Here is an 18,948-nt window from a genome sequence, read left to right as displayed (position 1 = left end):
TCAGGATTTGAAGTCGGTGAAGCTGGCGGCGAGGGCCGCGAAGGTCATGGGGCGGTGCTCTTCGAAGCCGACTTGGTCCACGTAAACGAAGTCGTAGCGACGGGAGGGCACGCCGCCTTCGGCGGACTCGGCGGCGGTGGCGTCGGCGCACCATTGTTTCAGTCGCGCCATCTTCTGCGGAAGGTCGAGTTCCTCACGACCCTTGGTCTCAACAAGCCAAACGACGTCGTCGGCGGTCCGGACGATGAAGTCGGGGTGGTAGTTGGCGAGGTCGCCGTTGGCGCGGACGTAATCGAGCCTGAAGCCGACGGCCAGGTAGTTCTTGGCGAAGGCGGACACGTCAGGCGCGGCTTCGAGGAAGTAGGCGAAGCGGAGTTCGAAGTTTCCCGCGCGCGGCTCGCCGACGATCTTGTTGAAGAGGCTCTTCTTCGGGATGACGTGCTGGCGATAGTCGGTGCGGAACGGCCGGGTATCGCGCAGGCGGATGCGGTCCTCGATGCGCGTGGTGCCGGTCTGCTCGATGGTGAGCGCGTTGATGGCGATCTTGAAGGCGTCGTAGAGAATCTTGCCGGCCTCGGGCTCCGAAAGGTTGCGGAGAATGACCGGGTCTTCGAGATCGACAGGCGACGGCGCGAAGAGGCGCTCGCGCATGAAGTCGCGGACCTTCGGATAAAGCACGTCGTAGCCACCGACGAGACGCAGGTCTTTCAGCAACTGCCGCGCGAAGAAGGCGACGACGGAGCGGTAGTCGGCGACACCGGTGCCATCGAGCGCGATGGTGTGATGCACCTCGGCATCGAGCATCGTCTTGAAAACGATCTCGCGCGTCTCCTCCGGCGTGAAGGGCTTCAGCGGCAGCGTGCGATTGCCGAAGGTCGCGGGATCGAGGGCGGCGAGGTTTTTGAATTCGCGCTGGTAACGACGCGTGAGGCGCGGAAGCGCGATGTCGAGGGCTTCGACATCCTTCGTGTCGTTCTCCGCGTCGACTTCGACGATGAGCGATTCGTGGCGTTCGGTGCCCTTGCCCATAGGCACGCGGTCGAAGCTGACGCCCTCGCTCTGGATCGACTCAACGAAGTCCATGAACGCCGGCGTGCCCATGACGGACACGGTTTCGCGGACGGCCTCGCTGCCGAAATACATCCGGCGCAGGCCACGACCGAGCGTCTGCTCGGGAAGAATGTCGCTCTTCGAAGCGTAGGCGCGGAGGCCGCAGATGACGGTGACGTTGCGAACGTCCCAGCCCTCCTTGAGCATGAGGACGGAGACGATCGCCTTGTAGGGCGACTTGAGGGTGTCGATGCCGTTGGCCTCCTTGCGGAGCTTTTCCAACTCTTCCTTTTTCTTGCCGGAGGCGGCTTCGGAAATTTCGCCGTTGTTCTTCGTGTGAATGACGAGGACGCCATTCTGCAGCTCAGGGCAGATTTTCTGAAGATACTCGCCGACCTCGTCGCAGTTGCGCGTGTCGTCGACCATGACGAAGAGCACGGCCTTCTTTCCCAAGGTTTGGTGCTCGGCGTAGCTCTTGCGCCATTCCTCCACACCGAGGCGGAGGTAGTCGTCGTATTTTTCGGTGAAGATCGGAGTCTTAATTGTGTCCGGATCGCGCAGTTTTGCCCGACTCGTCGCGTCAGGAATAACGGGGTGCTTGACGACGTTCTGGTGGATCGCCTCGACGAGCGGATAGTCGGAGACGGTCTGGACGAAGATCGCGCCATTATCGTGGCGCGGCGTGGCGGTGACGTCGATCTGGAGGGCGAGACGACGGTCTTTATGGAGCAACTTGTGATGGATGTCCTGGATCGATTTGAACCACGCCATCCGCTCGTCGTGGATGTGGTGCGCCTCGTCGTTGAACACAGCGAGCTCCTCGATTTCGCGAACGATCTCGCCTAGGTCGGTCTTGCTGTCGGTTGTCTTACCGGCCGGCTTTTCGCCGAAGGCATCGGCGAGGAAGTAGTCGCGCAGATCGTCGTCCTCGAGCGACGGTTCGCGAACCTCGCCGAGGAAGACGCGGTGGATGTTGGTGAGGAAGAGATTTCCCGTTTCGCGAACGAGCCGGACGTCGTCCTGGATGTGCAGCGTGAGCTGGAAATCGTCGCGCCAGTTGCGGCCCTCGTGGCCGTTGGGCGGGAGGATCGGGTCGTTGAAGAAGATTTTCAGTCCGTCGAAATCGGCGCGCAGACGATCGAGGACGATAATGTTGGGCGCGATGAGGAGGAAGTTGCGTGCGAGCGTGGAGTCAGCCTCGTAGAGGCGGTGGAAAAAACTCCAGGCGATGAGAAGCGAGAGGACCTTCGTTTTGCCGGCGCCGGTCGCGAGCTTGAGGACGTAGCGCGGCCAGTCCTCGGCGAACATGCTGCTCGAGACATCCCCCGAGGCGTCAAAGCGAATGAGGTCATATTTGTCCCGCGCACGAAGGACCTCGTGGAGCCAAATGACGGTCTCGACGGCTTCACGCTGGGCGAAGTAGTAGCGAAACGGCGAGAGCGTGTGATCCGCGTTCTCGATCAAGTGCTCGGTTTCGAACCAGTGGCACAACAGTCCTAGAGACGTGGCAGAGGCGCCCGAATAGCCCTTGGACCGCCAGGCGAAGACCTCCTCGCGAATTTTCGCGACCAGCGGCGGGAGGAGCTTGTCGTAAGCGGTGCTGCGCAGCGCCTCATCGGCCGGAAACCACCGCTGTGCGGGCACCAGCGGCGCATAGGGAGAAGTGGGAAAATTGGGATGTAGAGCCAAAGTGCGTAACGGTCGCGTGCCGCAGGAGGATCCGCCCGGATTTGCGGCGAGCAGCGGGATGTTGCGAGAGCGGCCCCCTGAGCCGCGCCACTTCGCACTACCGATGCCAGGGTGTCGAGCCTGCACTACCTTTGGCCGGGTGTATCAAGATGCGGCGGACCGCTATCTTCGCGCGTGGCAAACGACACGGCGAAGCGCCTGCTGGCGCGCATCCGAGCACTCCGCGAGGCTCACGGCCTCACCCAGGAGGCTTTCGCCGAACGGGCCGGACTCGCCTACAAGCACTACCAGCAGGTCGAAGCCGGCCGGAAATTCGACGTCCGTCTCTCCACGCTGATCAAGGTCGCTGAAGCTTTGGGTCTGACGCTCAGCGAACTGGTCGATTTCAGTGCGCCGGCCGTGGCCGAAAACCGGGCGGAATACGCCTCGAACCCTGCGTCGGGCAAGGCATCGGCTGGCTCTCGGCAGAAACGCACCCGTTCCAAAAGAACCTGAGGGCCGGCTGGCTCTTTCGCGGACGCCTTTTTCGCCACGCACTTTGCGGCACAACCAGCTCACTGGCCGGCTCTGTCCACTTCAGACGCAATTCACCGCAACCGTTTCTTCGCTTCGCGGCGCACGCGGGGCCAGCGATTCACCGCTTTCCGCAACGCCTTCTTGCGACGCTTCTCGACCAGGTGAACGAGGCGGCGCCGCGCCGCGGCGGGGACGCCGCGCGTCCGACGCAGTGCGCCGAGAAACACCGTGCAGTCCATCGCCACGCCCAGGCGGCGCGCGATCCCAGCGAGCTTACGCACGACTTTTCGTTCCCGGCGCGTAAGCCAGGCGCACACCATTTCGATCTGATCGCGCAGCCGCACCACCGCCTTCCGCCAGGCGTGGATCCGCGTCGCATCATCGCCGTCGCCGATTTCGCCATACCGTTTTTGCGCGCGCCGCAGTTCCCGCCGCAGGGCTCTCCGGAGCCGCTGCCGTCGCAAGCTCCGCCACTCGGTGCTCTCGAGTTCGGCCAACGTCGCGCGCAGCCCGGCCTGCCATTCCGTGCGGGAACGCGGCGGCGCTTCACCGCCCGAGGTGCGTATCATTTTTGTCAGGACCGCGCGCGTCTCGGCACCGTGGCATTTCTCCCGCAGGTGGGCGGCCAATTTCCCGATGACGGCCGCATCCCGCGCCGCCGACAGTTGCCGCGCATACCGGGCGAGGCGCTGCCGCACGACTCGTGTATCCGTTCCGCCGATGCTCTCGCCCAGTCGGAGGAGCGCGCGCGTGCGCTTCAAGCTCCGCCGGGCCCGGTGCACGGCCTTCGCAGAACCCCTCGGCAGGTCCAGCGCGGGCCGGGCCCCGCGATGCACGAGATCTCGCAAGGCGGACTTCACGCCGCGTTTTACCCTGAGGCCGCCGACGCCGCAAGCCATGGTGCCACATGGGGGTTGAAAATCGTCCACAACCGTCCACGGTGCGTCGGAAAATAACCGCGAACGACCCGCCCCTCCGCCTTCGCCCGTGAAATTCCCGACCACCCGCATCCGCGTTTTACTGCTGCTCGCGCTGGCCAGCACGATCGGACTCTTCGCCGGCGTGGGCACTTACACGTTCTATTACGCCGAAGGGCTGTCCTATTTTTCCAACGACCCGCAGGCGTGCGTGAACTGCCATATCATGCGCGAACAATACGATGGCTGGCTGAAATCGCCGCATCACGCCGTCGCCACCTGCAACGACTGCCACACGCCGCACGATTTTATCGGAAAATATCTGACGAAGGCGGAGAACGGCTACTGGCATTCGAAGGGTTTCACCCTGCAGGATTTTCACGAGCCGATCATGATCCGCCCGAAGAACTCGACCGTGCTGCAGCGCAACTGCGTGAGTTGTCACCAGCAGATCGTCGCCGAGATCAACACCCACCCGGGCCAGCGCCGCGAGATGCTCGATTGCGTGCACTGTCACCGCGATGTCGGTCACGGCCCGATCCATTGATTTTTATCCCGCCAACCTCTCCTTCGCCATGAAAGTCCCTCGTTTCTCCGATCGTCGCGGCTTTGCGTTATGGGTCTATGTCGCCGTGCTCGCCGCCGTCGGCATCGCCACCTTCCTCGTGCTGCTGCTTTATCAGAACATCGTGGCGCGCAAGGCGGAGGCCACTCAGCACGTGTTCCGCGTCGTCAACGTCGACGACAACACCACCGATCCCGTGCTGTGGGGGAAAAACTATCCGCGCCAATACGACAGCTACCGTCGCACGGTCGACACCGTGGAAACGAAATACGGCGGCAGCGAGGCGTTCCAGCACCTCGATCGCGATCCCGTCTGGCGGCGGATCTTCGCGGGTTATGCCTTCGCCATCGATTATCGCGAGGAGCGCGGCCACGCCTACATGTTGAGCGACCAGCGCGAGACCGAGCGCGTGCACAAGTTCAAGCAGCCCGGCTCCTGCCTGCAGTGCCACGCCTCCGTCATCCCCGCCTACATCGAAGCGGGCCTGAAAGCCGGCGCGCCCGCCGGCAAGGAGCATCGCGAGGAGCAGATCCAAAAGGGTTTCGAGGTCATCTGCGCGCAGCCCTACACCGAGGTCACCAAGCTCGTGGAACATCCGGTCTCGTGCATCGATTGCCACGACGCCGACACCATGAATCTCCGGGTCTCGCGCCCCGCGTTTCTCAACGGCATCCGCGCGCTCGCGAAGTCCGATTATCCCACGCCGCACTTGCCGAGCATCGAACGCTGGCGCCGCGAGGGCCGCAAAGGCGAATACTCGCCGAACTCCGAAGCCAACCGTCAGGAGATGCGCTCGCTCGTCTGCGCGCAGTGTCACAACGAATACTATTTCAAGGGCGAGAAGAAGCTCGTCACGCATCCGTGGGACAACGGCCTCCGCGTCGAGCAGATCGAGGCCTACTACGACAAGGAGGGTTACAAGGACTGGGTCCATGAGGAGACCGGCGCGCCTGTGCTCAAGGCGCAGCACCCGGAATTCGAGATGTGGAGCCAGGGCATTCACGCGCGCAGCGGCGTCGCCTGCGCCGACTGCCACATGCCTTACCAGCGCGAGGGCGCCATCAAGGTCAGCAATCACCACGTTCGCTCGCCGCTGCTCAATCTCGCCGCCGCCTGCCAGTCGTGTCACCGGATTCCGGAGACGGAACTCAAGGCTCGCGTCGAGCTCGTGCAGGATCGCAATCGCGCGCTACTCGACCGCGGCCAGGACGCCGTGGTGCAACTGATCACCGCCCTCGCCGACGCCCGCCAGGCCGGCCGCAGCGACGAGCAACTCAAGACCGCTCGCGAACTGCAGCGCAAGGCGCAGTGGCGGCTCGATTTCGTCTACGCGGAAAACTCGATGGGCTTTCACGCCTCGCAGGAAACCGCCCGCATCCTCGCCGAAGCGATCGACTACGCGCGGCAGGGTCAGCTGGAGCTGAAGGGCGAGGCCCCGGCCTCCCCCGCCGGCTCCGTCGCGGCCAACGAATAAGGGACGCCAGCACCGTGACGATCGCGCGTCCGCGCGCGATCGTCCGCTTGCAGCCGGCGCCTGCTTTGCGCTGACTCCGGCGATGCAATCGGCCCGGCTCGACTCGATTCCGGAACACGAACAGCGCTCGCCCACCGGGAAGTTTCATTCGTTCAGCCGCAACGTCTCCGTCGCGCTGGGAGCGATTCGCAACGCCGGCACGTGGGCCGGCAGTCATCCGTTCGATTTTCAAATTCGCCGCATTCCGCCCGGCGCCGCGGTCTGCCCGTTTCACGTTCACTTCGCGCAGTGGGAGGCGTTCCTCATTCGCGCCGGGACGGCGACAATCCGCGCCGGCGATGAAACCTTTTCCGCCCGGGCCGGCGATGTGTTCGTCCATCCGCCCGGCGAGGCGCATCAGTTGATCAACTCGGGGCGCGACGACCTCGAGGTGTTCATCTTCGCCGACAACCCGCCGCTCGACGCCTGTTATTATCCCGACTCCAACAAATGGGGGCTGCGTCCGCCGGGCCGGATTTTTCGGATCGAAGACGCGCATTATTTCGACGGCGAGGACAACCTGCCGGCCGGCGCTCCGCCGCACGCCATCGCGGTCGCGCCACCGCTGCCACCTGTGTCGCCGTTTGCGGAACGCATCCGAAACATCGAAGCCATTGCGTGGGAAGAATGGCGTTCGCCGAAGGGCAAATTCCACGGCAGGAGCAGGGAGCTCTCGATCGCGCTCGGCGCCAAACGCAACGCGCCGACGGGCCTCGGCGGCCATCCGTTCGATCTCGAGCTCGGCCAGCTCGCGCCCGGCGAGTGCGGCTGTCCGTTTCACAGTCACGCCGCGCAATGGGAAATGCTCGTTTTCCTCGCAGGCACCGCGACCGTGCGCGCCGGCACCGACACGCGCGTTTTCGGCGCCGGCGAGGTCGTAATCCATCCGCCCCGCGAGCCGCACGCATTCACCAACACCGGCGACTCCGCTCTCGTGTATCTGTTGGTCGCCGACAATCCGCCCGTCGACTACTGGCACTACCCCGATTCGAACAAATGGGGTGTCCGCGAGCCGCGGATGTTTTTCCGTCCGCAGCCTGTCGAGTATTACGAAGACGAAGAGTAACGCGGAATCACCGCCGCTTGGGCGTGAGCCATTTTTCGCGACCGACAAAAAACAGGAACGTCGCGAGCGCGACAAACGGCAGCAGCGAGAGCGCATCGGAATACGGCCCGTTGAAGAAAGGATTGTTTTCCTTCGACCAGGTGAAGAGCGCCGCGTCGAACCGGTCCAGCACGCCGGCGAGAAACGCGATCAGGATGCCCGCGATCGCACCGCCCGCGATGTAGCCCGACGCCAGCAGCACGCCCGGACTCTTGTCGCTCTGCTCGACCAGCTGCTCCTCGGTCAGATGCGCCCGCGCCGGATCCTTCCGCGCGCGACGATCGACCAGCCAGCGCACGAGGCCGCCGATGAAGATCGGTGACGACGACGACAGCGGCAAATATACGCCCACCGCAAACGCCAGCGCGGGCACAAACGACATCTCCAGGACGACGGCGATCATCACGCCCAGCAACACAAGCGCCCACGGCAGTTTCTGATCGAGAATGCCTTTGATGATGTAGGACATCAGCGTCGCCTTCGGCGCGTCGAACTTCCGCACTGTCGTGCCATCCGGACGCGTGTCGTAGGCGCCGTTGATGCCGGGATCGACGAGCCACACGGCGTCGCCGCTGGGATTGACCAGATAGCGTCCCGCGGGACCGCCGGCCGTATCCGTTTTCTGCCAGACAAGGTATTCGTTGGCGTCGTCGCGCGCCTGCGGGCCTTTCAACGCCTCGCGTTTGGTGAGCTGGCTCGCGTCGGTGTGCAACCCCGCCGGCGCGACCTGCGCCGCCGGCACGTAAACCGTCGCGGCGTCGTTCAACTTGAGCAGGATCGGCCCGAGCAGCAGTGCCGATACGAGGGCGCCCGCGAGAATCGCCAGTTGTTGGAATCGCGGCGTCGCGCCGAGCAGAAATCCGGTTTTGAGATCCTGCGAGGTCGTGCCGCCGTTCGACGAAGCGATGCACACGATCGCGCCGACCGACAGCGCCGTCACGTAATACGTGCCGCCCGTCCAGCCCACGAGCAGGAACACGAGGCAGGTGAACAGCAGCGTCGCCACGGTCATGCCCGAAATCGGATTCGACGAGGAGCCGATTTCGCCCGTGAGGCGCGACGACACGGTGACAAACAGAAAACCGAAGAGGACGATCAGCAGCGCACCCAGAAGATTCATGTGCAGCGACGGCACGATCATCACGAGCGCGATCAGGGCGACGATGCCGATGCCGACGAATTTGAGCGACAGATCGCGATCCGTGCGCGGGATGCCGTCGGCCTTCGCGGCGCCGTTGCGCGAGTTGCCCAGATCCTTCAAACCCGCCCGCAGACCGTGCCAGATCGTCGGCAGGGCCTGGATCAGGCTGATGATCCCGCCGGCCGCCACGGCGCCTGCACCGATGTAGAGGATGTAAGCGCCGCGAATATCGCCCGGCCCCATTTCGGAGATCGGCATCGTGCCCGGCGGCAGCGGCTCCGACATCCCTTCGCCGAAAAATTTGATCAGCGGAATCAGCAGCAGATAACTCAGCACCCCGCCCGCGCACATGATCGAGGCGATCCGCGGGCCGATGATGTAGCCGACGCCGAGCAACTCCGGGGAAACCTCGACACTGACGGAACCGGATTTGAGCGGCGCGCCGAAAAGTTTTTCCGGCACGTCCTTCCAGCCCTTGAAGGCGACGTTGAGCGTCTTGTAGAGCAAGCCGAGTCCGAAGCCGGTGAAGATCACCCTCGCGCCGGGCGACTCGCCCAGCCCCGCCGCGGCGGCTGCCCGCATTTCCGCCTGCGCCGACGGCGAAGCGAGCGCGCGATCGGCGGCGTTGGCGCCGGCCTTCAATACCGCCGCGCACGCGGTGCCCTCCGGATACTTGAGCACGCCGTGATCCTTCACGATCAACGCGCGCCGCAGCGGAATCATCATGAGAATTCCGAGCAGTCCGCCGAGTAGTGCCACGAGCATTACGCGGGTGAGCTCGAGATCGAAGCCGAGGATCAAGATCGCCGGCATCGTGACGCCGATGCCAAACGCCAGCGATTCGCCGGCGGAACCGGCGGTCTGGGTGATGTTGTTCTCGAGGATGGTCGAATCGCGCACGCCGACCTTCGAAAGGCCGCGAAACAGCGCCAGCGAGATCACCGCCACCGGAATCGATGCGCTGACGGTGATGCCGACCTTGAGCACGAGGTAAAGCGACGAGGCGCCGAAGATCAGACCCAGGATGGCGCCGGTCACGACCGCGCGCACCGTGAACTCGCGCATAACCGTCTCGGGAGCGATGAACGGCTCGACGCGAGGAGTGGAGGGGGAACGCATGGGCAGAAAGATTGGCGCGCAGTATCCTTTGTCATAAGCGCGGTTCAATACGCGAAATTTGCCCGCGCGAAGCGGACGCGCATCAGCGCTTCCCGAACGACGAAACGTCTTGTGCGCTCTTCCCGCCAGCGGCACCGTCGCGGGCGCGCCGCCTGCCGAATCGTGTCCCCCCGCTCGCGCCGTTTTTCATCATGCCTGCAACCTCTGATGCCGAGGGCAACGTCACGCCGCGCGAAGCGGAATGGCTGGCGAAGACCTACCAGCCGCACGAGCCCAACCTCACGCTGCGCGCCGCCGTCGTCGGCGTGCTCATCGGCGCGGCGATGTGTCTCTCGAACCTCTACGTGTTTTTCAAAACCGGCTGGAGCATGGGAGTGACGCTCACCGCCTGCATCCTTGCCTTTGGCAGCTTTCAGGCGATCCAGCGGCTCGGCCTCACGAAGCGCCCGCTCGGTGCGCTCGAAAACAATGCGCTGACCACCGTCGCTTCAGGCGCGGGCTACATGACAGGCGGCGGCAACATGGCGGCATTTGGCGCGCTGCTGATGGTGACGTCGTTCCGACCCGACAGCCTGTCGATGATCGCGTGGTTCGCGCTCATCGCCGCGCTCGGCGTGTTCGCCGCGATTCCGATCAAGCGTCAATTGATCAACCAGGAAGGTCTCGCCTTCCCCACCGGCACCGCGACCGCCGAGACGATCCGCTCGATCCACGCCGCCGCCGCGGGCGCGGGCCGAAGCAAGGCCTTGTGGCTCGCGTGGTCGGCCGCGGGCGCCGCGGCCCTCACCTGGCTGCGCGACGCGTGGCAGATCGTCCCCGGCACAATCGGGCTCCCGTTCACGCTCGCCGGCCGGCAACTCGCGGAGTGGACACTCTCGTTGAAAGCCGAAGTCGTGCTGCTGGGCGGGGGTGCGTTGATGAGTTTTCGCACCGGCTGGTCGCTGCTGCTCGGCGGCGTGCTGACCTACGCCGTGCTCGCACCGTCATTGCTCGCCGACGGCACCATCGAAACCGCCAGCTACAAGGCCATCGTCGCCTGGACGCTTTGGCCCGGCGCGGCGATCCTCGTGGCATCGGGGCTGACGTCGTTCGCGCTCGATTACCGCAGCATCGCGCGATCCTTCACGGGCCTCACGCGACTCTTTCGGCGGCGCACGCGCACATCGGCGGCAGCGGACAACGAACTCGCCGCGGTCGAAGCGCCGGAATGGTGGTTTCCGGCCGGCTTCATCGTGCTCACGCCCTTCGTCGTCACATTGATGGCGTGGCTGTTTCAGATTCCGCTCTGGGCCGGGCTCATCGCCGTCCCGCTGGCGGTCGTGATGGGATTCGTCGCCGCGCGCGTCACGGGCGAAACCGATGTCACGCCCACGAAAGCGCTCGGTCCGGTGACGCAGCTGATCTACGGCGTGATCACGCCCGGCAATCTCTCGGGCAACATCATGTCGGCCAATGTGACCGGCGGCATCGGACTGCACGCGGCCGATCTGCTGACGACGTTGAAAACCGGCTGGCTACTTGGCGCGAAACCGCGCCATCAGGTTTACGCGCAATTGATCGGCGTGGCGACGGGCGCGGCGCTGGTGGTGCCGGCGTTCAACCTGATTCTGCCGGACCCCAGCGTGCTCGGCGGGGAAGCCTGGCCGGCGCCGTCGTGTGTGGTTTGGGCCGGCGTGTCGAAAGCGTTTGCGGACGGCGTCGGTGCGCTGCCGCCGTCGGCGCGCACGGCGATTGTCGTTGGGCTCGCGCTCGGCGTAGCGCTCGCGTTGCTGGAGAAATTTGCGCCGCGGCGGTTGCGTCCGCTGCTGCCCTCGCCGTCCGGCTTGGGCATCGCGATGGTCATTCCCGGCAGCAACTGCATCGCGATGTTTCTGGGCGCCGCGGTGGCGGAATGGCTGCGCCGGCGCCGACCGGCGCTCGCCGAGAAGACAGTGGTCCCGGTCGCGTCCGGTTTGATCGCCGGCGAAAGTCTGATGGGAATCTTGATCGCGCTGCTGATCGTCAGCGGCGTGATTTCGCACTGAGCGAGCAGTCACACCGCCCGCTGAATCACTGCGGGTTTACGATCAGCTCGGAGGTGGCGTTCTGGCCGTTGCGATAGAGGATGCCCTGATTCCTCTTCGCTCCGAAGGTATTCCCGTGCGAATCGGAACCGTCCTTCATCGCCAGCTGCGTGATCCCGCTCACTTGGATCGGTTGACCGTTATCCTGATACAAATCACCTCCAGTGATCCACGTGTTGTTCTGCGCCCCGCCAAGAAGAATCGCCGGAGTTGCCGTGCCGTAAGCGGAAATGTCGTGCACATACACCGGTCCGACGAACGTCACGCCCGGCGCGTAGATTCCGGTATAACCCTTCACATCGTAGAACGTGGCATTCGCCGCACGGATGCCGCCGAACTTTCCATTCGTACTGGAAATCGAGATACGCGAGATTCCCGCGAAACCATCGTAGGAGGTCGACGCGTGGCCTTGGAAAAGGGGGCTGCCGTTGTTGGCGGGATTGTTCGTCGCGCTCACCGGCTGGAGGATATTGTAGATGCCCGTCGGATCGAACGCCGTCGCCCGACCGACGGTGAAAATGGAGAGGTTGGAGAACTCGTTCGCGCCCGAGACGACGATGCTGGCGTGGCCCTTCTTGTAGAAGACGCTGGGCTGGTTGTACTTGGTGGGTGCGGCCGGGCCGGTCGCCTCGTCCAGCGTGACGGCGACGGTGCCGGGCCCACTGTATTCGATCTGCACGATGTCGTCGTTCAAATCGATGAACGAAATGCGGGTGACATCGCCTTTCACATAATCGGCGGTCAGGGCCGCGGTCGTGCCCTCGAGCAGCAGTTGGTCGTAAAAATTGCCGTTCGGGTGTTGGATGTCCGCTCCGACTTCCCGCGCGTTGCCGATGACCTTGGACGTGGTGGTCACGCCCAAGATGGCGGGCGCGCTGACTGCACTCACTCCGCCGGAAGTGGCCACCACAGTGTAAAGACCGGCAAGCCCGGCCTCCATGTTTTTGACGTTTACCGTTGCGGTCGTGGCCGAGAGGTCGGCCCCGTTTCGTTGCCAACGGTAAGTCGGATTGCCGGACGCCGCAGCGCTCAAGTTGGTGTTCTCGGTCGCTGCGATGGCCTGCGAAACCGGCTGCGTGGTGAACGCGGGCGCGGCGGCGACCGTCACCGTAAAAGAAGACTCGGTGGTATTCCCGTTCGTGTCGGCGGCGCGCACCGTGAGCGTCGCGCTGCCGGTCGCGAGCGGCTTCAAGATCAGGGTCGACCCGATGATTTCGCCACCGACCACGGTGGAGCTCGTGGTACTGGCGTTGAAATCGAGTACGGACGTCGCACTCGCCAGCTCGGGATAAAGCGGAATGACTTTAATGCTGTTCACCAGCACCAGATGGTCAGTCGTCAGCGAGTTCGCCGTCAGCGGCATCTCCTTGAAAGCCGCACCCAACTGCGCGCTGGCATCGTAAATCGGAATTGCGGCAAGTGCGTCGACGATCGTCAGCCCGGTGCCAATCACGCGGCCGAACACGGTGTAGCCCCCGTTGGTGCCGTCGAGGGAGGAACTGTTATTGGTGAGATTGAAGTACCACTGGGACGTGGCGGTGTTGGGGCCGGCATCGGTCTTGGCCATCGCAAGCGTGCCGCGCGTGTTCGAGTACTTGAACTCGTTCACCACCGGCGGATCGGTCGGGATCGGGTCGATGGTGGTCCCGTTCAACTGGTAGCCGCCACCCTGAATCACGAAACTGGCGACGGACCGGTGGATGAGGCTCTTCGTGTAGGCGCCACGATTCACGTACTTTAGAAAGTTCTCCACCGTCTTCGGAGTGTCAGCGGAGAGCAGCTCGACGTTGAGTTTGCCTTTGATCGTGTCGAACTGCGCCACCGGACCGGCGACTCCGGAAACCGTAAAATAGTCACTGAGATCAATGGCGACATAAGCGCCACCCGCGACGAGGGAACGAGCGGGAAACGCCTGCTTAAGAGAGGGCAAAGTAGCCTGCGCCCGCGCCGTGGCAGCGGCAAGCAGCACAAGGGCCATCGAGACGAAGAAACGTACGTGAGACATTCTCTCAGCTTCGGATCTCAGTCCGGATTTCGACAATCGGAATATCTGCGGGGGGCGCTAAAAAAATCGGAAACCTTTTGTCCCGACCGGCGTATTGCGCCAGGCGCCACCTACCAGATCACGACGCGCTCGGCGGCGGGGCGGCGCATCGGCGCGCCGGGAGGAACGTCGAACGCGTGCGCGAACTCCTCGAGATTCGAGAGCGGTCCGACGATCCGGAAATGCGCCGGCGAATGCGGATCCGTATTCACCCGCAGGCGCAGCATCGCCGGGCGGATGTTCTGCCGCCACACGGTCGCCCAGCTCAGGAAGAACCGCTGCTCCGGCGTGAAGCCGTCGATCTCGCGCCGCGGCTGGCCCGCGAGCGCCTTCTGCAAGGCCGCATACGCAATCTTCAATCCACCCAGGTCCGCGATGTTTTCGCCGGACGTGAGCGCGCCGTTCAGGTGCAGGTCGTCGATCGCCACGTATCCGCCAAACTGTTTCACAATACCTTCCGCGCGCTCCTGGAAGCGCGCCGCGCTCTCCGGCGACCACCAGTCGGTCAGGCTGCCGTCGGCCGCGTATTGCCGGCCCTCGTCGTCGAAACCGTGCGTCATCTCGTGTCCGATCACGGCGCCGATGCCGCCGTAGTTAAGTGCGTCGTCGGCGTTGGCGTCGAAGAACGGCGGTTGCAGGATGCCGGCGGGAAACACGATCTCGTTCATGGTCGGATCGTAGTAGGCGTTCACCGTCGGCGGCGTCATCTGCCAGAACGTGCGGTCGACGGGCTGACCGATTTTAGCCAGTTCGCGGCCGGTGTTGAATTCGCGCGCGCGGAGCACGTTCAAAACGTAGGGCCCGCGATCGACCGCAAGCGGGCGGTAGTCGATCCATTTGTCCGGATAACCGATCTTGACGGCAAACGCGTTCAGTTTCGCGAGCGCCTTGGCTCGCGTCGGCTCGTCCATCCACTCCAACGTCTGCAGCCGGTCGCGCAGGGCGGCGCGCAGGTTCTCCACCAGTTTCAACATGCGCACCTTCGACTCGGGTGGAAAATACTCCTTCACGTAAAGCTGGCCGAGCGCCTCGCCGATCGAATCGTCCACTGCGTCGAACGCCCGCTTCCATCGTTCGCGCAACACCTCCGCGCCCGTGAGCGTGTGATCATAGAAACGAAACGATTCATCGACGAAGGCCCGAGGGCCGTAAGGCGCGATCTCCCGGAGGAAATGCCACCGCAGGTAGGCGCGCCAATCCGCCACCGCGAAACTCGCGAGCGCTTCGCCGAAGCCGGTCACGAACTCCGGTTGCGCCACATCGAGTTCCGCCGGCGGCTCGATCGCGATCGCCTTGAAATACGCCGGCCAGTCGAACTGCGGCGCGAGCTTCGCGAGCTCGGCGCTCGTCGTCTTGTGGTAGTTGGCGACGGGATCGCGCAGGGCGACATTCGTCTTTGAAACCTGGGCAAGCGCCGTCTCGAGTTTCATCACCGCCCCCGCGGCGCTTTCCGCCGACGCCGGCGTGTCGCCGGCGAGCTCGAACATTTTTGCGATATGCGCCACATACTGCTCGCGCAACGCCGCCGATTTCCCGTCCTCGCGAAGATAATAATCGCGGTCCGGCAAGCCCAGTCCGTCCTGCCGGCTCACCGCGATCATCATCGCCGTGTTTTTCGGGTCCTGCTCGGACGTGAATTGAAACCCGGCCCAGATCCGCAGCCGGTGCAGCCGCGCGATCGCCGCCTGCACGTCGGCCACGCTCTCGATCGCGTCGAGGCACGCCAGCTCCGGTGCGAGCGGCTTCAACCCGGCGACCTCGATCGCCGCCTCGTCCATCGCGCTCGCATAAAAGTCGCCGACTTTGCGCTCGATCGCATCCGGATTCTTCGCCGCGGCCGCACGCTCGAGAATGGTGCGCACCGCCTGTCGATTGCGCTCGGCCAGTTCGTCGAACGCGCCCCAGCGGCTGTAGGCCGCCGGGATCGGATTCGCCGCTTTCCATCCGCCATTGGCGAACTGATCGAAATCGACCGCCGGCGAAATCGTGCGGTCAAGATTCGCCAGATCGATGCTGGCCAACGCCGTCGGACCGGCGAACCCCATCGCGGTCGCAACCGCGCAAAGTAGAAAACGCATGCCGCCACCTTTTATGACACAACGATCGTCCGCAAGCGCGGGCTTGCGAACGCTCCGCTGCGAAAATTCAGCAAGACTCACCCCGCTCCCCCGGCTTAAGGATTCACCACGATCTGCGAGGTGACATCGACCTCGCCGTCCTGAAGCACGCCGAGATTCCGCTGCGCGGGACGAAGGTTTCCGTGCGAATCGGTGCCGTCCACGAAACGCAGTTGCGACAGCCCGTGCACCGCCACTGGCCGGCCGTTGTCCTGAAACAGGTTGCCGCCGGTGATGCGCGCGTCGGTTGCCGCTCCCGTGACCAGCACCGGCATCGCCACGGAAAACGCGGTGATCCCGCCGACGAAAACCGGCCCGGAGAACTGCACGCCCGGCGCATAAACGCCCGTCACGCCCCGCGCCGCGGAGAACCGCACATTACCTGCGCGGACTCCGCCGAATTTCCCGTTCCGACTGAGGATCGCGATATACGCTATGTCCGCGACACCGTCGTAATTCACCTCAGGTTTGAAGAGCGATTGATTCACCGCCGTGTAGCGGCCCACGCTGAAGACGCTCACGTTGGTGCGCTCGTCGGCCCCGGCGATCACGATTCCGGCGCGGCCTTTCACATAGTCGACGTTCTGATTGTAATATCGCGGCGCCGCCGGGGCGGACGAGCCGTCGAGCACGAGCGAAAGCGTGCCCGGCCCGCTGAACTCCACCTGCACGATGTCGTCGTCTGTATCGATATACGAAATACGGGTGATCTGGCCCGCGTCGGCCGTGAGCGAAGCCGCTGCACCTTCCAGCAGCAGCTGGTCGTAAATATTGCCGTTGGGATGCAAGACGTCGGGCGTGAGTTGACGCCCGTCGCCAGCGACCTTCGCGCTCGTCAGCACGCCGACAACGGCCGGAGCGCTGTCCTGGCGGGCGGAGCTGTTGTCCGCCACCACCGTGTAAACGCCGGCATCGCGCGGTTGGACGTTCGCCAGGTTCAAGGACGCGCCCGTCGCCCCCGCGATCGTCGCGCCGTCATGCCGCCAGGCGTAGCTCACGCCGCTCGCGCCCGCCCGCGCGGTGAGGGTTTGCGCGCCGTCGACCGACAGCGCGAGGCTCTGCGGCTGCGTGTCGAAGACCGGCGGAGTTCCCACCGTGAGACGACGGATGGCGGCGTTGCCGGTGTCGGCAATAAGGAGCGCGCCGGAAGCGTCCACGTGAAGGCCGCGTGGATTGGAAAAACGCGCGCTCGCACCGCGTCCGTCCACCGCGCCCGGCTGGTCATAAGCACCCGCGACAATGCCAGCATTCCCCGCCGGATCGATCCGCCGAATCACGTGATACGCCAAATCGGTCACATAAATGTCGCCATTCGCGGCGATCGTGAGGTCGCCCGGTCCGCCGTTGGGGCCGAAGTCTGCCACGGTCGTCACAGCTCCGCCGGCGGCCACTTTCCGAACGGCCGCGCCATCGGCGACCCACACCACCCCGTTCGCATCGACCGCGAGATCCTGCGGACCTTGAAGATCCGTCGGACCCGCCATGGTCGTTACCGTCCCGGCCGGGGTGATTTTCCGGATGAGACGATTCGTCTGGTCGGCGACATAAACGTTGCCCGCATGGTCTACGTCGAGACCGGCGGGCCCCGAAAAGCTCGCCGCCGCGCCGGTGCCATTCGCGTTTCCCGGAATTCCGGGCTGTCCCGCCAACGTGGATACAACGCCCGCGGCAGTGATCTTGCGAATCGTGGAGTTTTCTCGATCGCTGACGTAAACGTTTCCGTCCTGGTCCGCCGCGATACCACCCAGCGCGCCAAAACGCGCGGCGGTTCCGGCGCCGTCCGCGGATCCCGTTTCCGTCCACGAACCGGCGAACGTCGTGATCGTCCCCGCGGCATCGATCTTGCGGATGGCAGTGCCGAACTCCTCGATCACATAGGTGATGCCCGCGGCCGTCCGCACGAGATCCGTGGGATGCTCGAAACGGACTTCCGCCGGCGCACCGTTCGCATGCCCCCGTGAAGCCGCACCGGCGATCGTCGTGACCGTTCCGTTGGGAGCGATGCGCCGCAGGGCGTCATTGTCGGAAACGAAGACGTTGGCTTCAGCATCGACGGCGAGTCCGGCGAGGTCGAAGAAACGGGCGACGGCTGGGTTGCCGTCCGCCAAGCCGGGTTCGTCCACGCGGCCGGCGAGTGTGGTGACGCTTCCGGCCGGCGTGATCTTTCGCACGGCATAGCCATCGGCGACATAAACATTCCCGGCCGCATCGGTGTCGATCAGCGACGGTCCGAGAAACCGGGCCGCCGCGCCCGCGCCATCCACCACGCCGCTTGCCCCCGGCGAACCGGCCAGGGTTGTCACGCGGCCGTTGGCGTCGATCGAACGGACGGTGAGATTGCCCAGATCTGCGACGTAGAGCGTTCCGTTCTTCCCGATCGCGACGTCCCACGGAGTTTTGAAGCGCGCCGCGTCGCCCACGCCGTCCACGCTGCCGCTTTCGCCCGCCGGCGAACCGGCCACCCGCATGGACGAACCGTCGCCGGCGGGCGACCGCCACACTTGGTTGGCATAAAAATCGGTCGCGTAGATCGACCCGTCCGCGGCCAGCGCGAAATCCGGCAGATACAAACCGAGAGTGAGCACCGAGGCCACTTCGTGCGCGGCGGTGAACCGCAGCACCTGATTCGCCTGCGCGACGTAGAGCGTGCCGGCGGCCCCGACCTGAACCGACGACGGATTGGCGAGGAGTAATTGTGATGGAGCGGTCGCGGTCCCGGCCATTTGTCGCGCCGTTCCCAACACGGTCGTCACGTAACCGTTCGGCGAAATCCGGCGGAGGGTGTGATTGCCCGTATCCGCGGCGTAGATATTGCCGACGGCGTCCACATCGAGCCCGCCCAAGCCGTTGAAACGCGCCGCCCCACCCGGTCCGTCGACGCTGCCCGGCATCACCCCCGCAAACGTGCTCACGTCGTAAACCGTCTGCGACCAAGCCACAGCGCTGCCCGACATGGCCAACGCCATGGCGAAACGAATCGCCGAACCGACCCGCTGCCTCAAGATTTCCAAGCGCATGAGGCAACGCATCAGCGCCGGCCGCTCGTGCAAGGCATTGTCCGGCATCCGGACGGCGTTCAGCAAAACCCCGCCGCGACGCGGAGTGTTTC

General features: G+C 64.5%; 11 protein-coding genes. 5 read left to right on the top strand and 6 right to left on the bottom strand.

All coding sequences use genetic code 11. The features are described from left to right. Window positions 1-2,739, bottom strand: a complete 2,739-nt coding sequence (locus tag AC6RV7_RS07630) for a DEAD/DEAH box helicase (protein ID WP_500093323.1) — start codon at window positions 2,737-2,739, stop codon at window positions 1-3. 174 nt (window positions 2,740-2,913) lie between these two features. Between AC6RV7_RS07630 and AC6RV7_RS07625 the strand changes: the two genes are divergently transcribed. Continuing rightward, window positions 2,914-3,234 carry a helix-turn-helix domain-containing protein gene (locus tag AC6RV7_RS07625; protein ID WP_500093322.1) on the top strand — a complete coding sequence of 107 codons (321 nt, stop codon included), beginning with the start codon at window positions 2,914-2,916 and terminating at the stop codon, window positions 3,232-3,234. Between the two features lie 92 nt (window positions 3,235-3,326). Here the strand turns inward: AC6RV7_RS07625 and AC6RV7_RS07620 are convergent, their stop codons facing one another. Further along, a complete protein-coding gene (locus AC6RV7_RS07620; protein WP_500093321.1) occupies window positions 3,327-4,154 on the bottom strand; it encodes a CHAD domain-containing protein in 828 nt (275 codons plus the stop codon). Between the two features lie 88 nt (window positions 4,155-4,242). Here AC6RV7_RS07620 and nrfH point away from each other — a divergent pair, with 88 nt between their 5' ends. The 3 genes from nrfH (at window position 4,243) to AC6RV7_RS07605 (ending at window position 7,316) form a co-directional block, all read left to right on the top strand. After that, window positions 4,243-4,719: a cytochrome c nitrite reductase small subunit gene (nrfH, locus tag AC6RV7_RS07615; RefSeq protein ID WP_500093320.1), complete on the top strand. Its 477-nt coding sequence runs from the start codon at window positions 4,243-4,245 to the stop codon at window positions 4,717-4,719. Between the two features lie 28 nt (window positions 4,720-4,747). After that, a complete protein-coding gene (locus tag AC6RV7_RS07610; RefSeq protein ID WP_500093319.1) occupies window positions 4,748-6,211 on the top strand; it encodes an ammonia-forming cytochrome c nitrite reductase subunit c552 in 1,464 nt (487 codons plus the stop codon). An 82-nt stretch (window positions 6,212-6,293) separates the two neighbouring features. Next, window positions 6,294-7,316, top strand: a complete 1,023-nt coding sequence (locus AC6RV7_RS07605; RefSeq protein WP_500093318.1) for a cupin domain-containing protein — start codon at window positions 6,294-6,296, stop codon at window positions 7,314-7,316. Between the two features lie 7 nt (window positions 7,317-7,323). Here the strand turns inward: AC6RV7_RS07605 and AC6RV7_RS07600 are convergent, their stop codons facing one another. Beyond that, a complete protein-coding gene (locus AC6RV7_RS07600) occupies window positions 7,324-9,615 on the bottom strand; it encodes an OPT family oligopeptide transporter (RefSeq protein WP_500093317.1) in 2,292 nt (763 codons plus the stop codon). Window positions 9,616-9,806: 191 nt separating this feature from the next. Between AC6RV7_RS07600 and AC6RV7_RS07595 the strand changes: the two genes are divergently transcribed. Next, window positions 9,807-11,639 (top strand): OPT family oligopeptide transporter, encoded by a 1,833-nt coding sequence (locus AC6RV7_RS07595; RefSeq protein WP_500093316.1) that lies wholly within the window; start codon window positions 9,807-9,809, stop codon window positions 11,637-11,639. 25 nt (window positions 11,640-11,664) lie between these two features. Here AC6RV7_RS07595 and AC6RV7_RS07590 read toward each other — a convergent pair whose 3' ends face one another. The 3 genes from AC6RV7_RS07590 to AC6RV7_RS07580 form a co-directional block, all read right to left on the bottom strand. Further along, window positions 11,665-13,683, bottom strand: coding sequence for a peptidylprolyl isomerase (locus tag AC6RV7_RS07590; RefSeq protein WP_500093315.1), 2,019 nt, complete (start codon window positions 13,681-13,683; stop codon window positions 11,665-11,667). A gap of 110 nt (window positions 13,684-13,793) precedes the next feature. Next, entirely contained in the window at window positions 13,794-15,800 is a 2,007-nt protein-coding gene (locus tag AC6RV7_RS07585) for a M13 family metallopeptidase (protein ID WP_500093314.1), read from the bottom strand. Window positions 15,801-15,895: 95 nt separating this feature from the next. Then, on the bottom strand, window positions 15,896-18,856 hold the full coding sequence (locus tag AC6RV7_RS07580; RefSeq protein WP_500093313.1) for a hypothetical protein: 2,961 nt from the start codon (window positions 18,854-18,856) through the stop codon (window positions 15,896-15,898). Between the last annotated feature and the right edge of the window lie 92 nt (window positions 18,857-18,948).

This window comes from Opitutus sp. sgz309028, from assembly GCF_059821195.1.
The sequence above is the reverse complement of the archived record's forward strand: the minus strand, read 5'-3'. Positions and strand labels throughout refer to the sequence as shown.